Here is a 21,981-nt window from a genome sequence, read left to right as displayed (position 1 = left end):
CCAAATATGGAGCTGATGTGCGTATTTTAAATCGGGAAGAAATTGTTAGCCTGTCAGACTTCAATTCGATGGCTGAAGCAATTGAGCGTTCCTACATCGCAGTCTCCAATGGTGGGGCAACTATTCCACCAGTTGGCTATTTGCCGCTTGCGCAACATAATGGTGATTGCCACGTCAAGTTCGGCCATTTGCATGGAGATAGTGTATTCATCGTAAAAATCGCAACTGGTTTCTATGGTAATGCGAAATTGGGATTACCCACCAGCAACGGCATGATGGTCGCACTATCAGCGCAAACAGGTGAGGTGGTGGCCATCTTGCAGGATGAGGGTTTTCTCACTGATCTCAGAACAGCAATAGGTGCAGCAATTGCCACCAGAAAATTGGCAAAACCAAGCGCTAAGAATGTCCTGGTCGTTGGAGCAGGAATTCAAGCAACACAACAGATTTTGGCACTCAAAAATCTTATGCCAGAGCGCACTTTCAATTTCAAAGTATGGGCGCGCAGTGCTGAAAAACTAGCGAAATTTGTCGAAGAGATGAACGCGGCAGATTGTAAGTTATCCCAATGCACAAATTTGGAGTTAGGCTGTGGAGAGGCCGAGATAATAATGACGACCACACCCAGTAGAACGCCAATCATTATGGATGAGTGGGTGCAAACCGGCACTCACATCACAGCATCTGGCGCGGATGCGCCCGGAAAAAGCGAGCTTGATATATCGCTCATCAAAAGAGCACATATACTGGTGGCTGACAAAATTGACCAATGCCTTGATCATGGTGAGTTTGCCAACGCAAATGCCGCTGGTTTGATTTCTCAGAACGACTGCGTAGAACTTGGCAATGTGCTGGCCAACAAAAAGTTGGGCCGTCAAACAAACGATCAGATTACGATCGCGGATCTAACTGGGCTTGCGAGCCAAGACATCGCGGCGGCGCGCACCGTGTTGGAAGCGGATGGGGTGGTCTAAAAGAACACTACAACGAACTAGGTCTCTTTCAGATAATTGTATATTGTGGCGCGTCCCAATCCGATCACTCGTGCCACATAGTTAACTGAGTGCTTTGCGGCAAAGGCTTTCTTTTCGTTCAAATCTAGCACCAGCTGTTTCTTCTGCTCGCGGGTCAAACGATCGACGCTTGAGTTTTGTGTGGCCGCCCACTGGCTGATGAAAACATTTATTTGTTCATGCCAGTCTTCGTTGAATAGGTTCGCCGGTTTTGCTTTGGATTCTTGCACACTCATCAGGCTGGACAAAACCTGTCTAGCTTGGTCGAATTGCGATAGATCCATATTGATGCACACAAGGGCAGATGCGCGTCCCTCGCTGCTGCGCATGACCAGACTGATTGATTTGATGCGCCGCCCATTCCAGTTGAGCTTTTCATATGGCCCGATAACATTCTCATCGGGCGAAAAGTCAATTTCTTTCAGATTTGACGGGTCACCAATCGCGCGCTTAGAGAAGTTGTTGGCAATATATTGAATTGTTTCTGATCCAACATCATGCACAATCACTTCTGCATTTGGCGCTAGCAATGCAGCAATGGCGTCAGCAAAATTTCGCGCGTTTTCTACGGTGGTTTCGTCCATCAGTCATTTAGCCCGCGAGTGAATTCATGCAATTGCGCAAGCCCTGCTTTTAAGTGATCAGACGGTGCGCCGACACCAATTCTTATATACCCGTCCATGCCATAGCAATCACCTGGCAAAAGCATGATGGAGCGCTCGGTGCGCATCCTGTGCACGAGGTCCGTTGAATTGATATTCATCGAATAGCGCACAAATGCCATTCCGCCAGCCTGTGGCAACTGACACGAATAGTTTTCACTATTCTGCTTAATCCATTCATCAAGCGTGGCAACATTTTGGTTCAAAATTGTGCGGCTCCGCTCCAATATTTCAGACCGCTTTTGCGGTTGAACTACAATGTTTGCCGCAAATTCGCTGACTGAACTGGTTGTAATTGAGGTGTAGTCTTTGCAGTGCCAAGCGCGATCAATGACGTCTTTGGGCCCCGCAAGCCAACCAACCCGCAAGCCGGGTAGGGCCATTGCTTTGGAAAGACCATTGGTTGCAATGCCCTTTTCATATAGATCCGCAATGCTTGGACCTTCGTTGCCGTCCAGCTCAGAGCCTTTGTAGACCTCGTCTGCATGCACATAAATCCCCTGCGCGCGCGCCAAATCAACAATCTGTTCCAATGTTTCTTGCGGCAGAACACTGCCGGTTGGGTTGTTCGGCGAGCAATATGAAATCATTTTGGTGTTCGGCGTAATGGCATCCTTCAACTCGTCCATATCGGGCAACCAGCCAAGTTCCTCGCGCAACGGCACTTCAACGACTTTGACATTTAACGCCTTTGCCCAGCCCCAAATCTGCAAATAGTTCGGCACAATAACAACCAGTTCATCACCAGGGTTCAGCATACCCATCACCAGAACAAAGTTGGCCTCCGCTGAGCCATTGGTGACAATCACATTGTCGGCATTTTTGTCTTTGTACAATTTGGAGATCGATTGGCGCAATTCAACGCCGCCATTGGTCCATCCATACCCCAGCTCAACATCCAGCAGTTGATTAATTTGCTCGGCATCGAGCAATTCGCGCAAGGTATAGGGGTGAACGCCGCTATCAGATAAATTGTAGTCGACAGTGTTTTCGTAAAGCGATTGTATACGCTCGATTGAAAATTCAACGATGTCCATCATGTCCTCCAAGTTGAACGCAATATAACGTTGATCTATTGAGATGAAAAGTCTAAAATAGACAAAACGTACAAATTGTCGACTTTGGTCGCCACGAGAAGAGAAACGAGCATTGTCATGATTAATGAGTGTTACATATCTGCAGCCAACTCAGTGAAAGCACGTGCGCGAATTGCGCAGCACATTTATGTGACCCCTTGCTTGCCATCCAAGGCGATTGGGAATGACTTGGATTGTCAGCTGTTTTTTAAAGCCGAAAACTTCCAGCACACCGGCTCTTTCAAACTGCGCGGCGCACTGAGCAAGTTGACAACATTGAATGCTGAGCAAAGCGTGGTTACGGCAAGTTCTGGCAATCACGGCATTGCTTCGTCATTTGCGGCATCCATTCTTGGCCACAATTTGACGGTTTATCTACCCACCAATGTTTCACCAAAAAAGCTAGAAAGAATTAGATCGTTTGGCGTCCAAATTGTCCAAGAGGGAGACAATTCCGGCCATTCAGAAGTGATCGCACGTGCGGCCGCTGCCCAGGATGAAAACCTGATCTACGTTTCACCATACAATGATGTGGATATCTTTGCGGGCCAGGGTACAATTGGGTTGGAGCTCCTCGAGCAGGTTCCAAACGTCGACAACGTCTTTATATCCTTAGGCGGTGGTGGCCTTGTTAGTGGTATTGGTTCTGTGTTGAAGGCCTTTGGCGACAATATCAACATTGTTGGTGTTTCGGCCAAAAACTCCGCAGCACTTGATGCGGCAATTCGACATGGCAATGTCATTGACGTTGAACATTTTGATACGTTAGCCGATGGCGTTGCTGGGGCCATGGACGAAGGAAGTTTGACACTTCCAATCGCGAGCGAAGTCATTGATGACTTGATTATCTGCGATGAGGCAGAAATCGCAAACAGCCTTAAAATGCTGGCGCGGCAAGAATATCAAATAGTGGAGGGGGCAGCTGCGTTGGCTCTGGCCGGTTTGGTCCAACAAGCTCAAAAATATCGTGGTCAGAACAACGTAGTGCTACTGTGCGGCGCAAACTTTGACGATCAAACCATCCTACCACTCATCTAGTACGAGAAAACCGATGCTCGCTTCACCTGTGATCCCAAATGTTGAACTGAAAACCCTGAAGAATGGCAAAACAGTCTTGTTCTTGATGGCGACCGCCGCCGAGTATTTGACGAATCTAAAAAAGATCATTGTTCCATCAATCATAGGTGTTGGACCGGTTGAAGCAGCCCTCAACACCGCATTGATTCTGACTTCAGTTAAAACATTGCCGGACTTCGTTGTGCTGCTTGGGTCTTCTGGATCAGCAACTTTGCCACAAGGTGAGGTATTCCAAGCAAGCAGTATTGCCTATCGGGACATGGATGCAAGCCCGCTCGGTTTTGAGAAGGGCCAAACGCCGTTTTTGGAGCAGCCAGCTGTCATCAACATGACCAACCTTGTAGATGGAATAGATCACGCTAGCCTATCTACAGGCGCTGATATTGTCCTCACCAAGAGCTTTGAACATATTGAGCAAGATATGGTGGATATGGAAAGCTATGCTGTCCTGCGTCTGTGCCAAGCCTTTAGTGTGCCCCTAATCGTGCTACGGGGCATCAGTGATGGGCCCGAGGAATTGAAGGTTTATGAGGACTGGACGCGCCTGCTACCCACCGTCGACAAAAACCTTTTTAAGGCTTTGCGCGTGGTTTTGGCAAAAATCGGCGCCTAGGCATTCCATGTGATCTGCCACAAACTTCCACATCGAGAGGTCAGCTAAGTAGCTGATTACTCTACACAATGATGTCTAAGAAGAATGGTGTGCCCGGACAGATTCGAACTGTCGACCGTCCGATTAAAAGTCGGATGCTCTACCAGCTGAGCTACGGGCACTTGAAATTCACTGGCGAACAGCGCGGACAATAGTTTTATTGGCTGCTAAGTCAACAAGAAAAATCCAACTTTTTGAATTTTTCTTTCACGCTCATTTAGCGAGAGAGTTCAACGCCCCCAAAACCGCTAGCTTCGCACGTCACACCAGTGCGAGAAATCTGCAAACATAGCGAAATGGCCTCTGAAATATCTGAGATTGGACCGGCTATTAATCTCAAATCACCAGAATCATTATTGATTGGCAGCAATCTCGGCTCCAAACCAATCAACAATGTGCCAACATCCGCTTTGTAGCGCTGCCAAACGATTGGCGCGCCATCAACGGTTACTGTTGGGCCTATAATCAAACCAAACTCTGTTGAGCTGACTTGCACAGCTGGTGAGTTGTCGGCAACTGTGTTTGGTATGTTCAGTACTTGCTCATCAACCTTTTCGGGCAGAGCTTGCTGCAAAGTCTCTGGCGACGCTTCTGACATTGGGCGGTTATCGAAAAGGCTTGATTGGACAACCTTCACCTCATCAGTGCTTTTGATAATTTCTTCGCCATTCGCTTCATTGATCGACGCTGTGATCAATGAACGGTCAATCGTCGCATCCGCCGGAAGTGCTTCCATAAGCATAGGAATAGTTGATTCTAGGGCCCGAACACGCCTTGAGAACTTTGAACTTGATTCCTCGCCCAGCGTTAGTCTGGTGCCAGCGATAGAGTTGGCGCGTTTGAGCGAGGCGAATTCCAGCCGAATTGACGTCAATTCGGCCTGCAATTGATTGATTGTGCCTGACGAATTTCGAGTTTCGCGTAGACCGTTCAAAAATTTCGACGGCACAAAGTTCGCAATGCTCGTTAGCAAGACCATTGATGTAACAACACCCACGGCAATGAAGCCCCAGATTTTTACGTCTGCTTGTTCAAAACGGTTGATTTCTATTGAAGCCAAACTCGTCTCCCCTGGTCCGCGCGAATCGCAAAGTCTTAACCATCATTATTGCACAAGTTGAATAATTGGTTCATGTGCTGCAGGTCTGTTTCCATTTTGCCAACACATTCTTGCAATAAATGAAATGAATAATACTCAGATTCGGAGCAGCTTCCGCACATGACTGACACATTGACCATTGTCCTTGCAGCCGGCGAGGGGACGCGCATGAAGTCGACCACGCCAAAAGTCCTGCATAAAGTAGGTGGGTTGCCCATGCTGGGACACGTGGTTTCCAGTTGCCGCGCTGCAGGGGCCAGCAAAATCGCAGTTGTGTTGGGCCCAGAGCACCAAGCTTCTGCAAACTACCTGCAAAATCTCGACCCACAAATCCATACGGTTGTTCAACACGAACGATTGGGCACTGGCCATGCTGCCATGCAGGCCAGAGAACATTGGGCTGGTTTTGACGGTTATGTTTTTGTTCTGTTTGCCGACAATCCAATGATACAGGCGCAAACAATAGCGCAAGCAAAGTCAGTTCTTGACGATGGCGCTGACTTGGTTGTTGTGGGTTATGAGCCCGCTAGCCCATTCGGCCTTGGCCGACTAATCATGGACGGCGATCAGTTGGTTAGAATTGTGGAAGAAAAAGATGCCGACGACGATCAAAAACGCGTCGGCTTTTGCAACTCTGGTATTATGGGGTTTAAGGTCAATTGTCTCAAAGCAGTTATCGATGAAATTGGCAATGATAACGCGCAGGCTGAGTTCTATCTAACGGATGCGGCGCAAATTGCACGAAGTAAGAGCTTCGTCGTAAAAACGTCTAAAAGCCAAGAAAATGAAGTGCTTGGCGTCAATGATCGCGTTCAACTTGCCGCGGCTGAGCGCGTGTTTCAGACAAGAAAGCGCACACAAGCCATGTTGGGTGGTGTTACGCTAGTTGCACCAGAAACGGTGTTCTTTTCATACGACACTCAAATTGAACAAGATGTGATAATTGAACCAAATGTTGTCTTTGGTCCCGGTGTCACGGTTAAATCTGGCGCGACCATTCATGCTTTCTCTCATTTGGAAGGTGCTTTTGTTGACAAAGACGCCAACATTGGCCCCTACGCAAGGCTTCGTCCGGGCGCGAACATGGGGGCAGGCAGCAAGGCTGGAAACTTTGTCGAGGTCAAAAAGTCAGACATCGGACCCGGCGCAAAAATCAATCACCTGACATATATCGGCGATGCGCAAATTGGTGCTGGTACTAATGTTGGGGCAGGCACCATCACCTGCAACTACGATGGAAAAAACAAATTCAAAACAACCATCGGAGAGAACGCATTCATCGGCTCAAATAGCTCACTTGTAGCACCAGTTGAGATTGCAGATGGTGCCTATGTCGCTTCGGGAAGTGTTGTTACTCACAATGTAGAAAAAGACGCACTGGCTATAGCCCGCTCCAAACAAACGAACAAATCTGGCTACGCAAATGTCATCAGACAGCGTTGGACAGAGAAGAAAGACTGAGGAAAGACTATGTGCGGAATTGTTGGAATTGTTAGCGACAAACCAGTTGCCGATAGAATTGTAGATGCGCTCAAACGTTTAGAATATCGAGGGTATGACAGCGCCGGCGTTGCGACATTTGCTGATGGCAAAATGGATAGAAGACGTGCACCCGGAAAGCTAACAAACCTAAAGAAACGCATAAGTGAAGAGCCTTTGGCGGGTAACATTGGCATCGGCCACACACGTTGGGCGACCCACGGTGCACCGACCGAAGCAAACGCGCACCCACACATGACGCAAAAGGTTGCGGTCGTTCACAATGGCATTATTGAAAACTTCCGCGAACTACGAGATGAGTTGGGCGTTGATGGCTATGTTCCTGTTTCAGAAACAGACACTGAAATGGTTGCTTTGCTTGTCACGCGTGAAATGGACAAGGGCGCAGCGCCATTTGACGCTGCTGCAGCTGTTATCAAGCGGCTCGAAGGCGCGTTCGCCCTAGCAATGATGTTCAATGGTGAGGACAATCTCATCATCGGTGCCCGTCAGGGCGCACCCTTGGCCGTAGGTCACGGCGATGGTGAAATGATTTTGGGCTCAGATGCGATTGCACTTGCTCCATTCACCAATAAAGTTACCTACCTCGAAGAGGGCGATTGGGTCGCCCTGACAAAATCAGACGTGCGAATCTTTGATATTGATGGTTCGCCGGTCAATCGACCGATTTCGACAGCAAACACCGGTGCCGCCTTGGTGAGCAAGGGAAACCACCGGCACTTCATGTCCAAAGAAATCTACGAGCAACCCGACACGATTTCGCACACGCTTTCCAATTATGTGAATTTTGCGAAACGCAAAATTCAACTGCCGCAAGAATTGCCATTTGATTTTTCCAAATTATCAAAAGTTACTATCGCGAGTTGTGGTGGTTCATATTACGCAGCGATGATCGCAAAATATTGGTTCGAAAAATACGCTCGTCTACCCGTAGAGGTCGATATAGCGTCAGAATTCCGTTACCGCGAGCCGCCAATGGAAAAGGGCGGACTGGCGATTTTTGTTTCCCAGTCTGGTGAAACCGCTGATACATTGGCTGCGCTGCGATATTGCGTGTCTCAGGGGCAACACATCGCTTCGATCGTCAATGTGGCGGAAAGCACAATTGCACGAGAATCAGATGTGGTTTTCCCAACATTGTGCGGGCCAGAAATCTGCGTGGCTTCAACCAAAGCAACAACAGCGCAACAAACTGTTTTGGCAACTCTTGCAATCGCCGCGGGCAAACAGCGTGGTGTTTTGAGTGACAAAGATGAGTCAGAACTTGTTGATGCGCTTGCAAAACTCCCTGGCGCAATGTCAAAAGCTTTGGCATCCGAACCAAAAATCGCGAGTTTGGATAAAGCATTATCCAAAGCAAAAGACGTTTTCTATCTCGGCCGAGGTGCACTTTATCCTGTCGCTTTGGAAGGTGCACTCAAGTTCAAAGAGATTACCTACATCCATGCAGAAGGCTACGCTGCTGGTGAGCTGAAGCATGGGCCAATTGCCTTGATTGACGAAAAGGTGCCAGTTGTCGTTGTCGCTCCTTCAGACGCATTGCTTGAGAAAACACTTTCCAACATGCACGAAGTGGCTGCGCGTGGTGGCAATATCATTCTCATAACAGACGAAGCAGGCGCAAAGCACGCGGGCGACGACATAAATGAGATTATTCTGATGCCAGAAGCGCACGAATTGGTGCAGCCCATAATTGCGACAGTACCGGTGCAGTTGTTGGCGTATCATACTGCGGTGTTTATGGGGACGGACGTTGATCAGCCACGTAATTTGGCGAAGTCAGTAACTGTGGAATAGCGTAATCGCCACAAGTTGAACAATAAAACGCAATGTCTGATCGCTTAAGCGCCAATCAGGCATTGCACTATAAGATAGGCGCTCTATATAGATCAGACTATGAGCGAAAAACCAGACCACAACAATCATGACGAAGAGCACCCACCTCAAAAAGTGACGGCGGGACGTCGGCTTACAAATTACTTTCTGACTGGGCTAGTGATTGCGGCTCCAGTGGGTCTGACAATCTATATAACGTGGTCAATTATCCGCTTTGTTGATGACTTTGTTAAACCGCTCATTCCACCCCAATATAACCCCGATACCTATCTCCCAATAAGCGTGCCCGGATTTGGCCTTGTAATTGGCGCTCTTGCTCTAATTATGCTTGGATTCCTAACCGCAAATCTGGTCGGCAGAACCTTGGTGCAATTTAGTGAATCAATTTTGCATCGGATGCCGTTTGTTTCAGTGCTTTATCGTGGCCTAAAACAGATTTTTGAAACTGTGGTCAGCCAAAGCCACTCCAACTTCAAACAGGTTGGTTTGATCCAATATCCCCGCCCAGGGTTGTATGCTTTGGTATTCATTTCGACGGATGCGAAAGGTGAAGTGGCCGAAAAGGTAGTTGGGAAAGATGTAACGAGTGTCTTTTTGCCAACGACACCAAATCCCACGTCAGGCTTCTTGCTGTTTCTGCCCCGTAGTGAGGTGCAAATTCTCGATATGACGGTGGAAGACGGTGCCAAATTGGTTATTTCTGCAGGGCTTGTGTCGCCAGAATATCAAAAGAAAACCGCCGAGCTTGCAGCAAAATCTGGCCTCTCTTCCAAGAAGAAATAGGTTTTTGCCTATCCTGCTCTGATCAGTGGAATCGCTAGATCTTTCCTGAACAAATAGAGCAGGGTGCGCGCTGCTTCGCCTTCAGCTCCTTGAAGTCCGGGATTGCGCTCCAACAGATCAACCGCATCATCATGTGCGATTTCCAAAAGGTCTTTATGGTAATCGGGAATTGCAATGCGAAATCCGGGCATGCCAGATTGACGCGTACCCAGCAGATCACCTTGTCCGCGCAACTCCAAATCTCGTTCAGCAATCTCAAACCCATCTTCTGTCGCACGGATGGTTTTCAGCCGCGCTTGCGCCATTTCAGTTAGTTTGTCGCCGTGCAAAAGTAAGCATGCCGATCGTTTGTCGCCTCGGCCGACACGGCCTCGCAATTGATGAAGTTGAGAGAGACCAAATCGCTCTGCATGTTCAATAATCATGATTGTAGCGTTGGGCACATCGACCCCAACTTCAATCACGGTGGTTGCAACTAAAATTGAAAGTTCATTTCGTTGAAAGCGCTCCATAACTTCCTGTTTCTCATCAGCTTTCATGCGTCCATGCACCAAGCCCACACGGTCTCCAAATACTTGGCTTAACGCTTTATGCCTATCCTCTGCGGAAACGAGGTTTAAATTTTCAGATTCTTCAACCAGGGGGCAAACCCAAAATGCCTGCGCACCTTCCGCAACCTTTGCCTTCAAGCGAGCGATAACGCGCTCATATTCGTTTGAAGAAAGGATTGCGGTATCGATTGGCTGTCTGCCTGCTGGCTTTTCTTTGAGCAAGCTCACATCCATGTCACCAAAGTGGGTGAGCACCAACGTGCGAGGAATGGGCGTGGCGGTCATCACAAGCAATTCCGTCTTGCGGCCCTTTTCTGAAAGGGCAAGTCGCTGGTGTACGCCGAAACGATGTTGCTCATCAACGACAGTCAGCCCTAGCGATTTGAAAACGACACTTGATTGGAATAGGGCGTGAGTGCCAACAACAATGTCGATTTCACCAGATTCAATGCGCGCTTGAATGGCGCGGCGCTCTCCCGCGGGCATCTTGCCGGTAAGCAAAGCCACTTGCAATCCGGCCTTTTCCCCAATCTCTGCAATCGTTGAATAGTGCTGTGTTGCCAAAATTTCAGTGGGTGCCATCAATGCGCTTTGGTGGCCCGCTTCTGCCATTGCCGCCATTGCCATTAGGGCAACAACGGTCTTACCAGACCCCACGTCACCTTGAACCAGCCGTGCCATTTTGCGATTTGAGCGCAAATCATTCTCTATGTCGGTGACCGCCGCTTCTTGACCACCTGTAAGCTTAAAGGGCAGGGCTTCGCGCACTTTTTGGGTGCTCTTACCGGTAAGGAGGCGTTGCACACCGCTTTCGCGTGTCATGGTTGCCCGCACCAATTGTAGGGTCAGCTGGCCAGCAAAATACTCGTCATAAGCCATTCGCGCTCGCGCAGCGCCTTCGATCTTTGCTTCAGCGGGCGTTTGCGGATCGTGTGTTTGGTGCATCGCTGTTTTAAACGACGGCCAACCGTTCAAATCGAGCCGTGAATGGCCAATCCATTCGGGCACATCGGGTAGCTTTGAAAGCGCATGCTGCGTCGCAAGTTGTAGTTTTTTTGACGTTAGGCCACTGGTAAGTGGGTAGACGGGTTCAACCAAAGGCAAATCATCGAATTTGTCCTCATCAACGATATAATCTGGGTGATTCAGCTGTGGAATGCCATGATAAAATGTGACGAGACCGGAGACATACTTCTTGTCGCCCACAGGTAAGGTTTTTTCCAACCAAGAAGCGCGGCCGGCAAAGTAAGAAATCACGATCTCACCGCTCTCGTCGTGCGCTTCAATTCTATAAGGAACCCGTTTGTTGTTGCGCGGGGGTGGTATGTGCCGATCGATATGCAATAGAAAAGTGGAAATTGCCCCGGGTTGAGCAAACTGCACGCCCGGTTGTTGGCGCCGATCAATGATGCCCGACGGCATATGCATCAACACATCAAGCAACACTGCATCCTGATTCTCAGGCGCACCGAAGAATGAAGCCATCAGTTTGCTCAACTGTGGGCCAACACCCTTAACGGTGCTCACGGCTGCAAAAAGTGGATTTAGAATGTCTGGACGTGCCAATGATTCTTCCCAAATCGGTGATTTCTTGCAATTTATATCCTAATTGTCCGCGGCGAAAGGCTGACAAAACCGAATTATCCGCGTAAATGGGAGCACGAAATTGGCGCAAATCAAATGGTGGTTCCCTGTGACTGGTACAAAACGTGAAAATCCTCAAGATCGTTTGAAGAAAATCAAATATCGCGCGCACCACCGTGGCACTCAGGAAATGGATATCATCCTCGGTGGCTTTGTGGATGGAGCTGTAGCAGATTACACATCAGCGCAGTTGGATGACCTTGAAGCTTTGATGAGCGAAACAGACGCAGATCTTTACAATTGGATTATTGGCAAAGAGCCGCTGGACAATGCGCCTTTTCCCGATCTTTTAAAACAGATCTCCCAGTTTCAACATGACCGCGTTTCGGACGAATAATGGCAAGTTCTAACGACAAGACACTGGCGCATGACAAGCGCTTGGATGTGAATGCGCTCTCGCCCAATCGTTTTATCACCGGTGTGCCCGATGGTATGCAGCCGGTTGAACTGGCGCGATTGGTTGAAATTGAGGCAAAGGCCAATCCATCAAGACGTGTTTCGGTTTGTTTTGTCGCGCGCGATGGCCGCCGCATGCAGAAAATGGCGGAGCTGCTAAAAAGGTTAATGCCGTCACACAATATTTTGGCGTTTCCGGCGTGGGACTGTTTGCCTTACGATCGGGTGTCACCAAATGCCTCTGTTTTGGCGGAACGGATGACGACCCTTGCTGCGCTGCGCAATGCGGCAAACGTTGGCACCGTTGTTGTAACTTCAGTCAATTCTATTGTGCAAAAAACTGTTTCAACGCAATTTGTTGATGAATTTTCTTTTAGCGTTACATCAGGTCAAGTGGTTCAAACCGAACGGCTAACTGGTTGGGCGACGGTTAATGGCTACATGCGGGTGCCAACAGTCCGTGAGCCAGGTGAATACGCAGTGCGCGGCGGCTTGATTGATTTGTTCCCAGCGGGATATGAAAATCCGCTGCGATTTGATTTTTTCGGGACCAGCCTCGAGAGCATTCGAACTTTTGACCCAGAAACGCAACGAACGATTGCGCAACAAAAAACGGCGACCATGGTGCCGATGGGCGAAATCGTTTTACACGAAGACGCCATCTCGCGTTTTCGTCGCGGCTATACCGCCAGTTTTGGCGGCAACACGGCCAACGATCCGCTATATGCTGCGATCAGTGCCGGTCAACGTTTTGCTGGCATGGAACATTGGTTACCCCTTTTCTATGAGCAAATGGGCACCTTGCCCGACTTCTTGCACGAAGCACCACTTGTGTTGGATGAGCAAGTCAATCAGGCCATCGCAGAGCGTCGCGTTCAAATCTCAGACTATTATGAAGCGCGCCGCGAAGCCTTTGAAGAAGGTGATGCAGGCACTGTTTATAAACCTTTGCCAGCAGATCGGCTGTACCAATTGGGCGACGATCTGGCTTTGGCCAACCCGGGAGATGTTGTTCAAATCACGCCGTTTGCGACTTTGGACAGCGGGTTGCTTTCAAATGAAAACCGAGAAGGTCAACTTGCCCCTAATTTTTCAAAAGAGCGGCAATCGGACAGCATAAATCTGTTTGAGGCGGTCATAGATACTGCAAAAGCAGGAGCACGCGCAAAAAAACAAGTCGTTATTGCGTGTTGGACCCAAGGCACGCGCGACCGCATGGCACAGGTGCTCAAAGATCACGACGTCACAAAAACAAAACTTATTGAGCACTGGCCCCAAGTCAAAACCCTAAATATTGGCGAAGTCGGTCTTATTGTTCTGGGCCTTGAAAGTGGCTTTGAAACCAAAGATCTTTTGGTCTTGTCAGAACAAGACATTCTTGGCGAACGCATCATTCGCGCGTCTAAACGCCGAAAAGGGGGAGAGGCGCTTACCGAGGCAACCGGGTTGGCGTCTGGCGACTTGGTGGTGCACGTAGATCACGGTATCGGCCGTTTTGTCGGCCTGAAGGCGATCGACGTTATGGGTGCCCCGCACGATTGTGTTGAAATTGCCTATTCCAAAAACGACCGCCTTTACTTGCCTGTTGAAAATATCGAGCTGCTCTCGCGATATGGATCGGATGCCGGTGATGGCATTTTGGATAAACTTGGCGGCGTTGCGTGGCAGGCAAAGAAAGCCAAGCTGAAAAAGCGCATCCGCGAAATGGCGGAACAGCTCATCCAAATTGCAGCGGCCCGCACCATGTCCAAAGGCGATGTGGTCGAACCGCAGATGGGCGTTTATGAAGAGTTCTGTGCTCGTTTCCCTTATGAGGAGACAGAAGATCAATTAACGGCGATTGATGCGATATTTGACGACCTTTCAACTGGCCGCGTGATGGATCGCCTTGTTTGTGGGGACGTTGGCTTTGGTAAAACTGAAGTTGCGCTGCGCGCGGCATTCGCTGTCGCGCTTTCTGGCAAACAAGTGGCCATTGTTGTGCCAACAACGCTTTTGGCGCGTCAGCATTTCAAAACATTCTCGGAACGTTTCGCGGATTTGCCGGTTCGGGTGCGCCAAGCCTCCCGTTTGGTGAGCGCGAAAGAACTCAAACTCACTAAAGACGGTCTGACCGATGGCAGTGTTGATATCGTTATCGGTACCCATGCTTTGCTGGCAAAAACGATAAAGTTCAAAGACTTAGGTTTGCTTGTTATCGATGAAGAGCAGCACTTTGGTGTTGGACACAAAGAGCGCCTGAAAGAACTCAAATCGAGCGTTCACGTTTTAACGCTTTCAGCCACGCCAATTCCAAGAACGCTCCAGCTTGCACTAACCGGCGTGCGAGACCTATCGCTTTTGGCCACACCGCCAGTGGATCGGCTCTCAGTACGTAGTTTCGTTTTGCCGTTCGATCCTTTGGTGGTGCGCGAGGCGTTATTGCGTGAAAAATACCGGGGCGGGCAGTCTTTTTATGTGGTTCCCCGCATCAAGGATCAGGCAGAAATTGTACGCTTTTTGGATGAGCAAGTGCCAGAAGTCAGCTATGTGGTTGCCAATGGGCAAATGCCACCAAGTGAACTCGACGACATTATGAATGCCTTCTATGACGGCAAATTCGATGTGCTAATTGCCACCACCATCGTAGAATCTGGGTTGGACATTCCAACCGCCAACACGCTCATTGTCCACCGCGCCGACAATTTTGGACTTTCCCAATTGCACCAAATTCGCGGGCGAATTGGGCGTTCTAAAATCCGCGCCTATGCGCTGTTCACAACACCAACTCATCAAAAACTAACGGACATGGCAACGCGCCGGCTCACAGTGCTGCAATCGCTGGATAGCTTGGGTGCTGGTTTCCAACTGGCAAGTCACGACCTTGATATTCGGGGTGCCGGCAATATCCTTGGGGAAGAGCAATCGGGCCACATTAAAGAAGTTGGGTTTGAACTCTATCAAGCAATGCTTGAAGAAGCAGTTGCAACGCTCAAATCTGGCGGTGATATGGACGAGGACGACGGCAAATGGTCGCCGCAGATATCATTGGGCATGCCTGTAATGATTCCAGAGGCTTACGTTCCGGATTTGCAGGTTCGCATGCAGCTCTATCGCCGTTTGGGAGATCTAACAGAATCCGCCGAGATCAATGCGTTTGGAGCCGAATTGATCGATCGATTTGGACCACTCCCTGAAGAAGTCCAACACTTGCTCAAAATTGTTCTGGTTAAATCACTCTGCCGCACCGCAAATGTTGAAAAAGTGGATGCTGGACCAAAAGGCGCTGTAATCACATTGCGCAATGGTATGTTCCCTAATCCACATGGATTGGTGCAAATGGTTGCAGATAAAAGAGAACACGCTAAAGTGCGCCCGGACCAGAAGTTAGTATTTTCGCGTAATTGGCCTGACGCCAATAAGAAATTGATGGGGGCAGCAAGAATCCTAACACAGCTGGCAAAACTGGCGGCAACTGACGCGTAGATGCATTCCATTTCTTTCACGCTATCAACCATTTGAAAGAAAATCCGTTGGATTGGTCAAACCGTCATGTTATTGCCCGAATTGAGGGTTCAAAAGGGACAGAATTTTGGCGCGCAGGATTGTCAATGAAAATTGCCTTGCGCTGCAATCAGGGAATGCAATGAATAAGATGAAAAACAAATTCGCACCGTTGGCAGTTTTTGCCGCATTGGCCTTGTTTGCTGGCGCAGCACACGCGCAAGACGCGGCTGCACAGCAACCAGTTAATCCTGAAGACAACTGGGTCAAAGTATGTGACAAATTGAAGTCTGGCGAAAAGGCGTGCATTGTGCGTCAAGTTGTATTTGCAGGCTCAACCAAGATCGGCGCATTCACATTCCGCGACGATCCATCATCCAAAAATCGTTATTTTGTGCAAGCAGAAATGCCTCTGGCGATTTCTTTGCTGTTCAACCTAAAGTGGCAGATTGATGGTGCAAAGCCATTCTATACGCCGTGGGCGACTTGTGATCCGACCAAATGCACCAGCCACTCCAATATGCCAAACGCCTTCTTGGAGTCTCTTAAGCGTGGTGCAAAACTGACAATGACCGCAAAAAACCGGGCATTCAAGGATCTTTCAATTGATATTGATTTGAACGGCTTTACCGCGGTTTATGAGGGCGACAAGGCACTCACACCTTCAGAATTCCAAAATCAACTTTCTGGACAATCAGCGCTTCAGCAACAACTGCAAGAAGCGGCTGAGAAAATCAGACAAGAAAAACAAGCTACAGAAGCTCCAGCTCCAACTGACGGGAACTAAGAGTTTGCTTTGAATTGTTTGAGTTTGAAAGGGTCGCTTTGGCGGCCCTTTTTTTATCGGCCCATGCCGAATTGAAATGCAAATTTGCGCAATGGGCTCAAGCTTTTCAGCGCCCAAACACCACCCAGTCGCACGCCTTGGGCCGGAAGCATTTCGGTGATCAACGACCGAAATAGCCCATCCACAAACCCACCAGTGCGCTTTAGGTCGCCTTGGCGCAAATCGTCATACTTTTTGCTGGCGTTGCGAGCGTCAGTTGCGGAAAACCCTGGCACCAGTCCGTCGATGGCCGCAACATAGTCTTCGACATCGCGCAAGCCCAAATTCAGCCCTTGGGCACCAATGGGCGGGAACGCGTGCGCCGCTTCGCCGATCAGAAAGGCACCGTCTTTGCCAACAACTGGTACCGCAAGATTGCTCAGGGGAAATACAAAGGCCTTTGTCAAAGGCTTTGCGTGGCCAAACAAATGGTGCGATTTTTTTCCTAGCTCTTGGGCAAAGTCTGCCGCTGGCATATTGGCGACCTTTTGCAAAACCTCATGGTCATCTAGCCAGACCAAATTGATTTTGTTATCGCCAGCGGGGACTAACGTAAATGGACCGTTTTCATAATGAAACTCAACAGAAGTTTCTTTTTCAACACGGTCAAATTCTACATCAGCAACCAATGCTGACTGTTTGAACGGTGTTGTATGTGATGCGAAACCAAGACTATCACGCACCTTTGATTTTTTGCCGTCGGCCCCAACGAGCATGGTGGCTGATACTGAAGTGCCGTCTTGACTGCTTATTTTGTAATGGCCATTTTCCTGCTTGATTTGCTCAACCATAGTTTCTTTGACGTCGAAGTGTTGAGATGGCTGTGAAAAAGCATCGAGCAAATCACAATTAGCAAAATTGTAGCCAAATGCTTCAATCTCTATCTCAGCACTATCAAACAAAGCCTCTGGTGCCCGCAATAGCCGGCTTGTGGCGTCAATGATCCTGATTTTGCGCAGTGGAGTGCCGAAGGCATGCGGATCAGATATCAGGCCCGCATGAAGCATGAAGTCGACGGTCGGCATCATCAAGGCGGATGTTCGATAGTCCTTGGCAAACGCAGGTGCGAAATGAACGACACTGAAGCCACGCTCTGCGGCCAGTCGCGCGGCCGCAACGCCTGTTAGGCCGCCACCAATTATTGCTATGTCGTATTGCATCAAGCTCTCTTGCTCTGAGTGAAAAGCACCAAAGCCTTATGCCTCAATTCAAACCCTATGCCAATCACCATGGTGACGCAGCCGCTGGCGATAACTGCAAATCGATAGTTCACACCGTTCAAATATGAATTATGCTCCACCGAACACACAAAACCATTCAAGACGAGGGGATTCGGCAAATGGAATGGATTTCAGACCCTGCGATTTGGGCCAGTTTGGCCACACTAACGGCCATGGAGATTATCCTAGGTATAGACAATATCGTCTTCATATCCGTGCTTGTATCGCGTTTGCCTGAAAAACAGGCAGATCAAGCCCGCAAAATTGGCCTCGCTTTGGCATTGGTCGCCCGAATAGTAATGCTGGCACTCCTGGCCTGGATCATTGGCCTAACACAGCCACTTTTTACAGCCTTTGGCCATGATTTCGCATGGCGAGACGTCATCTTGATCGCCGGAGGATTATTCCTGCTCTACAAAGCGACCCATGAAATCCACCAAGCAGTGGAAGACCCGCATGGGGATGAACCCAAATCCAAAGTTGGCGCCACATTTATGGCCATTATCGGTCAGATTATCATTATTGACATCGTCTTTTCTGTCGATTCAATCGTCACCGCAATCGGCATGGCCCAGCATGTGCCCGTCATGGTTGCAGCGGTCACTATTGCAATGTTTGTCATGTATGTTGGGTCAATTCCAATTTCCAAGTTTATTGCTGAGCACCCAACAACCAAAATGCTCGCTTTGGCGTTTTTGATGCTCATTGGTATGTCTCTCGTTGCGGACGGCATTGGGTTTCATATTCCAAAAGGATATATCTATTTCGCTATGGCATTCGCAACTGGCGTCGAATCGATCAATATATTGATTTCACTACGCAAAAAACGCCAAAAACAAAGCTAGAAATCCAAATGCACTGCAAAGGCGAGGGGGGCGAACCCTCTCGCTTGGTTGTTTCGTGCGTCAAAAATTGTAGGCAAAGTGGGGCGTTCGCGCATTTGAGCCCAACAATTGAATTTTATATCGATTTACCCCTTGCAACTTGTGGCGCACTACGTTAGATCACGCTCCATCATTGCGGGTGGGTGGCAGAGCTGGTTGAATGCACCGGTCTTGAAAACCGGCGAGCGTGCAAGCGTTCCGGGGGTTCGAATCCCTCCCCACCCGCCATGATAAAAACCCAAACATGGCCATGGTTTTGATGCCCGCTAGAGCTGGGCAAGCTCGCATGCGTCATCATGTACGAATTGCACTTTATCCAAACATTCGTTGACTAGAGTATTAAATGCTGGATCCGCAGAAACGGGTTTCGTGTGTTCAACGATAAGGCGGCAACGGCGCAATAAAACCTGAGATGCTTTTGCCGCAGAATGGGCGGCAGTATCAGCATCGGCTAGGGTGATTTGGTCCGCACCGTCTTCTGTTCGCAAATGTTGAACCAGTTTGCGCACCAATTCGATTGAGCTTTCAAGCTCAGTCAGCCATTTCACCAACTCGTCGCGATCCATGGCACGAAGCATGCCCGTTGGTCGTTGGGCACGATCCAAAAATGTGGTTGCAAACGCAGGCTTTGCTGCTTCAGCCGCTCTGTTCATCAAATTCGCGCGATCTTCAATCGACAGGACAGCATCAATTTTTGGCATGTTGGCCGTTGGTTCCGTTGTTTTTCCAAATCAAAGGCTATCAGCCAACGTTAAAAGCGCAGTTAATTGCAGTGATTAAACTCATGAATGTTCAGCAATGGGTTGAAATTCAAGCAAAACCAACCAATATACGTCTCAGCAGAGCAAGAGGGGCGAAACAAACGGTGCGAAACATATTTTTGGTGGCTTTACTGGTTTCGCTGTTGTTTGTGCCTGCATTTTATTGGTGGTTTCAGGTCGATTTGATCTGGGTCGCAGCCTACGCGGCGATCTCTGCCGTGCTCGCGTTTACGGTTCCCTTTAGTTACAATTTGCTTGGTTTTGAAAAACGAGATCAGCAACGGGTTCTCGCCGCCAAAGAACAAGCCAATTATGAACGCATTCTCGGCGAAATACGCACCATCTCGTTGAACTTGAATGAGATTGGTGAAATTGAGGCCTCAAAGCAGACTGACCGACTATTGGGAATGGTGGACGATTACCACGAGGTGATAACAAAGCGGTTCGCAGATTCTCCGCTTTCGGTAAGTTCGCACGCAGAGATCGCCCAACGCGTCCAAAACATAGTGGTTCAAAACCTTTCTGATCTTGTGGTTATCGCGCGCAGCGTTTCTGGAATTGACCGGGAAGACTTGGCAAATTCGATGCCAGAGCAGGGCGCCGATTTGGCAATTGAGCGACGCATGGAACTAGTCAGCGCCCAGCGCACAAAAATGAACGAGATTATTGAAGCCAATCGCACCCTATTGACCGCGCTCGCAGAAACCTTGGTGGAAGTCGCCAATATTCAAAAGCAGGACGCCACAGAACACGATGAGGCCATATTGCGACTTCGTGAGTTGGCAGACCGCGCGAAGAAATTTCATATTTAGCGCTTATGGCGCAACGAAGGAGCTGTTTGATGAAGATGACCATGAAAGCACTTGTCGGTACTGCCCTTGTTGCCGGCGCGCTATCGCTTAGCGGTTGTGGCGGCGCACCAATTGAAACAACTGAAGCCGCACACGAAAACATTGCAAAGCTGGTCGCAGAGGATATCAAGCCCACACGGCAAGAAAACCGTGTCCGCGCCAACATTGAGCTAACGCCAACGAACCTGCTTTCGCTCCTGCCAAGTATTTCAGAGTACCCCATAACTGTTGGGCAGCCTGACAGTTCAAGCGTAGAGTCAGTCGAGATTTTCACCTCTTCGGAAAAGTCGGGAAAAGGCACAGATGGGCTCTATAACGAATTGGCCGAACGGTTCAACAGAATGGGCAAAAGCATAAGCAATGGCAAAACCGCCGCCATTTCCGTGCGTAAAATGCCCTCTGGCCTGGGTGCGCAGTTCATTCTTGCTGGACAAAATGTCCCGGACGCATTTTCACCTTCCAATAAGCTCTGGGGTAAAATGATAGAGTCCCAAGGCATTTCGGTTGATGAAATAAACCCTGTTACAGCGCCAAACACAGCAGGCATTGTGGTGCGTAAAAGCAAAATTGATCTGATCACAACGGATGGTGTTTTGGATCTGCAGAAATTGCTTACGGAAGTCACCAGCGGCGAATTCTCGATGGGGTACACAAACCCCTACCAGTCAAGCACTGGTTTGAACTTCTTGATGATGGTTTTGCACTCCTTTGCGCAAGGTGACGAGGCTGAGTTCTTGTCGCCAGATGTGGCCAGTGCTTTTGAAGCATTCCAGCTCGGTGTTCCATTCGTTGCACAGAATACGTTGCAAATGCGCGATGCAGCAGTCGGCAGCGGTGTGCTCGACGCTTTGGTAATGGAAAACCAAACTTGGGTAAATGTTACCGGCATGGCAGATTACGAATTCGTACCATTTGGCGTGCGCCATGACAGCCCGCTCTATGCACTGCCACAAGCTGATGAAGCAGAGCGCGAAGTGCTCGATTTGTTCAACAAATTCATTATTGAGAACAAAGGCCAAATTTCAGACTTTGGTTTTGGTGGCAATCCCACTTACAAATCGAGCTACGATATCACTGATGGGTCATTGATCCAGCAAGCGCAAAAGCTCTGGAAAGATAAAAAGTCAGGTGGCAAGCCCATCGCTGCTGTGTTTGTGGCCGATGTTTCCGGTTCAATGGATGGCTCACGGATCAAGGAGTTGCAAAAAGCGCTTGTGGATTCGTCTGACCTCATCGCCGCGAGCAATGCAATTGGTTTGGTCAGCTACAACAATGCGGTGAATATTGATCTGCCCGTACGCCAATTCAATTTACAGCAAAAATCTCTCTTTATTGGAGCTGTCGAAAGCCTTTCTGCTGGTGGTGCAACAGCAACGAACGACGCCGTGGTTGTTGCTGCAAACGAACTCATCAATTTCGGTGCGGCCAACCCAGATCACAAACTGATCATATTCGTATTGAGCGATGGAGAAACCAACGAAGGCTTGGACTTTTCTACAGTAAAAGAAACCCTGCGGTTTGCACGAATTCCAATTCACACCATTGCGTACGAGCTTTCTTCGGATCACCTCAAAGAAATGGCAAGTTTGGTTGAAGCGGCATATATCGAATCCAGCGTTGGTTCAGCATCATACCGCATCGGCAACCTTTTGAATTCGGAGATGTAA

18 protein-coding genes and 2 tRNA genes are annotated in these 21,981 nt (G+C 49.0%); 13 read left to right on the top strand and 7 right to left on the bottom strand.

Annotated elements, in window-relative coordinates:
• Positions 1-17: 17 nt before the first annotated feature.
• Positions 18-974 carry an ornithine cyclodeaminase family protein gene (locus O4H47_RS12255; RefSeq protein WP_269394264.1) on the top strand — a complete coding sequence of 319 codons (957 nt, stop codon included), beginning with the start codon at positions 18-20 and terminating at the stop codon, positions 972-974.
• A gap of 17 nt (positions 975-991) precedes the next feature.
• Here the strand turns inward: O4H47_RS12255 and O4H47_RS12250 are convergent, their stop codons facing one another.
• Both O4H47_RS12250 and O4H47_RS12245 read right to left on the bottom strand, forming a co-directional pair.
• The gene (locus O4H47_RS12250; protein ID WP_269394263.1) at positions 992-1,597 is read right to left on the bottom strand and encodes a helix-turn-helix transcriptional regulator; all 606 of its coding nucleotides are present in this window, start codon (positions 1,595-1,597) and stop codon (positions 992-994) included.
• Positions 1,597-2,712, bottom strand: a complete 1,116-nt coding sequence (locus O4H47_RS12245) for an aminotransferase class I/II-fold pyridoxal phosphate-dependent enzyme (RefSeq protein ID WP_269394262.1) — start codon at positions 2,710-2,712, stop codon at positions 1,597-1,599. The genes O4H47_RS12250 and O4H47_RS12245 overlap by 1 nt, the downstream gene beginning before the upstream one ends.
• Positions 2,713-2,829: 117 nt before the next feature.
• On the opposite strand from O4H47_RS12245, the gene O4H47_RS12240 reads away from it, so the two are divergent.
• The gene (locus O4H47_RS12240; RefSeq protein WP_269394261.1) at positions 2,830-3,789 is read left to right on the top strand and encodes a pyridoxal-phosphate dependent enzyme; all 960 of its coding nucleotides are present in this window, start codon (positions 2,830-2,832) and stop codon (positions 3,787-3,789) included.
• A 13-nt stretch (positions 3,790-3,802) separates the two neighbouring features.
• On the top strand, positions 3,803-4,441 hold the full coding sequence (locus tag O4H47_RS12235; protein WP_269394260.1) for a 5'-methylthioadenosine/S-adenosylhomocysteine nucleosidase: 639 nt from the start codon (positions 3,803-3,805) through the stop codon (positions 4,439-4,441).
• A gap of 85 nt (positions 4,442-4,526) precedes the next feature.
• On the opposite strand, the gene O4H47_RS12230 is transcribed toward O4H47_RS12235, so the two are convergent.
• Together O4H47_RS12230 and O4H47_RS12225 are read right to left on the bottom strand one after the other, a co-directional pair.
• Positions 4,527-4,602: transfer RNA gene (locus tag O4H47_RS12230), tRNA-Lys, on the bottom strand.
• Positions 4,603-4,697: 95 nt separating this feature from the next.
• Complete coding sequence (locus O4H47_RS12225) at positions 4,698-5,540, bottom strand: hypothetical protein (RefSeq protein WP_269394259.1); 843 nt, start codon at positions 5,538-5,540, stop codon at positions 4,698-4,700.
• A 159-nt stretch (positions 5,541-5,699) separates the two neighbouring features.
• Here O4H47_RS12225 and glmU point away from each other — a divergent pair, with 159 nt between their 5' ends.
• From glmU to O4H47_RS12210, 3 genes are all read left to right on the top strand, one after another.
• Positions 5,700-7,040, top strand: a complete 1,341-nt coding sequence (gene glmU, locus O4H47_RS12220; protein WP_269394258.1) for a bifunctional UDP-N-acetylglucosamine diphosphorylase/glucosamine-1-phosphate N-acetyltransferase GlmU — start codon at positions 5,700-5,702, stop codon at positions 7,038-7,040.
• A 9-nt stretch (positions 7,041-7,049) separates the two neighbouring features.
• Entirely contained in the window at positions 7,050-8,876 is a 1,827-nt protein-coding gene (gene glmS, locus O4H47_RS12215; RefSeq protein WP_269394257.1) for a glutamine--fructose-6-phosphate transaminase (isomerizing), read from the top strand.
• 99 nt (positions 8,877-8,975) lie between these two features.
• Positions 8,976-9,698 (top strand): DUF502 domain-containing protein, encoded by a 723-nt coding sequence (locus O4H47_RS12210; RefSeq protein ID WP_269394256.1) that lies wholly within the window; start codon positions 8,976-8,978, stop codon positions 9,696-9,698.
• A gap of 8 nt (positions 9,699-9,706) precedes the next feature.
• Here the strand turns inward: O4H47_RS12210 and recG are convergent, their stop codons facing one another.
• On the bottom strand, positions 9,707-11,815 hold the full coding sequence (gene recG, locus O4H47_RS12205) for an ATP-dependent DNA helicase RecG (RefSeq protein WP_269394255.1): 2,109 nt from the start codon (positions 11,813-11,815) through the stop codon (positions 9,707-9,709).
• A gap of 100 nt (positions 11,816-11,915) precedes the next feature.
• Between recG and O4H47_RS12200 the strand changes: the two genes are divergently transcribed.
• The 3 genes from O4H47_RS12200 to O4H47_RS12190 all read left to right on the top strand — a co-directional run bounded on the left by O4H47_RS12200 (position 11,916) and on the right by O4H47_RS12190 (position 16,559).
• The gene (locus O4H47_RS12200; protein WP_269394254.1) at positions 11,916-12,230 is read left to right on the top strand and encodes a succinate dehydrogenase assembly factor 2; all 315 of its coding nucleotides are present in this window, start codon (positions 11,916-11,918) and stop codon (positions 12,228-12,230) included.
• 95 nt (positions 12,231-12,325) lie between these two features.
• A complete protein-coding gene (gene mfd / locus O4H47_RS12195) occupies positions 12,326-15,754 on the top strand; it encodes a transcription-repair coupling factor (RefSeq protein WP_419719629.1) in 3,429 nt (1,142 codons plus the stop codon).
• A gap of 160 nt (positions 15,755-15,914) precedes the next feature.
• Positions 15,915-16,559, top strand: coding sequence for an invasion associated locus B family protein (locus tag O4H47_RS12190; protein ID WP_269394252.1), 645 nt, complete (start codon positions 15,915-15,917; stop codon positions 16,557-16,559).
• Between the two features lie 53 nt (positions 16,560-16,612).
• Here O4H47_RS12190 and O4H47_RS12185 read toward each other — a convergent pair whose 3' ends face one another.
• Positions 16,613-17,758, bottom strand: a complete 1,146-nt coding sequence (locus O4H47_RS12185) for an FAD-dependent monooxygenase (RefSeq protein WP_269394251.1) — start codon at positions 17,756-17,758, stop codon at positions 16,613-16,615.
• Positions 17,759-17,937: 179 nt separating this feature from the next.
• On the opposite strand from O4H47_RS12185, the gene O4H47_RS12180 reads away from it, so the two are divergent.
• A complete protein-coding gene (locus tag O4H47_RS12180; protein WP_269394250.1) occupies positions 17,938-18,663 on the top strand; it encodes a TerC family protein in 726 nt (241 codons plus the stop codon).
• A gap of 176 nt (positions 18,664-18,839) precedes the next feature.
• Positions 18,840-18,930 (top strand) — tRNA-Ser (locus O4H47_RS12175).
• A 38-nt stretch (positions 18,931-18,968) separates the two neighbouring features.
• Here O4H47_RS12175 and O4H47_RS12170 read toward each other — a convergent pair.
• Positions 18,969-19,403: a hypothetical protein gene (locus O4H47_RS12170; RefSeq protein WP_269394249.1), complete on the bottom strand. Its 435-nt coding sequence runs from the start codon at positions 19,401-19,403 to the stop codon at positions 18,969-18,971.
• Positions 19,404-19,567: 164 nt separating this feature from the next.
• Between O4H47_RS12170 and O4H47_RS12165 the strand changes: the two genes are divergently transcribed.
• A complete protein-coding gene (locus tag O4H47_RS12165; RefSeq protein ID WP_269394248.1) occupies positions 19,568-20,275 on the top strand; it encodes a hypothetical protein in 708 nt (235 codons plus the stop codon).
• 29 nt (positions 20,276-20,304) lie between these two features.
• Positions 20,305-21,981, top strand: a complete 1,677-nt coding sequence (locus O4H47_RS12160; protein ID WP_269394247.1) for a vWA domain-containing protein — start codon at positions 20,305-20,307, stop codon at positions 21,979-21,981.

It is taken from the genome of Maritalea porphyrae, from assembly GCF_027213965.1.
In the GTDB taxonomy this organism is placed as follows: Bacteria; Pseudomonadota; Alphaproteobacteria; order Rhizobiales; family Devosiaceae; genus Maritalea; species Maritalea porphyrae_A.
This window is presented reverse-complemented; position numbering and strand designations above follow the sequence as displayed.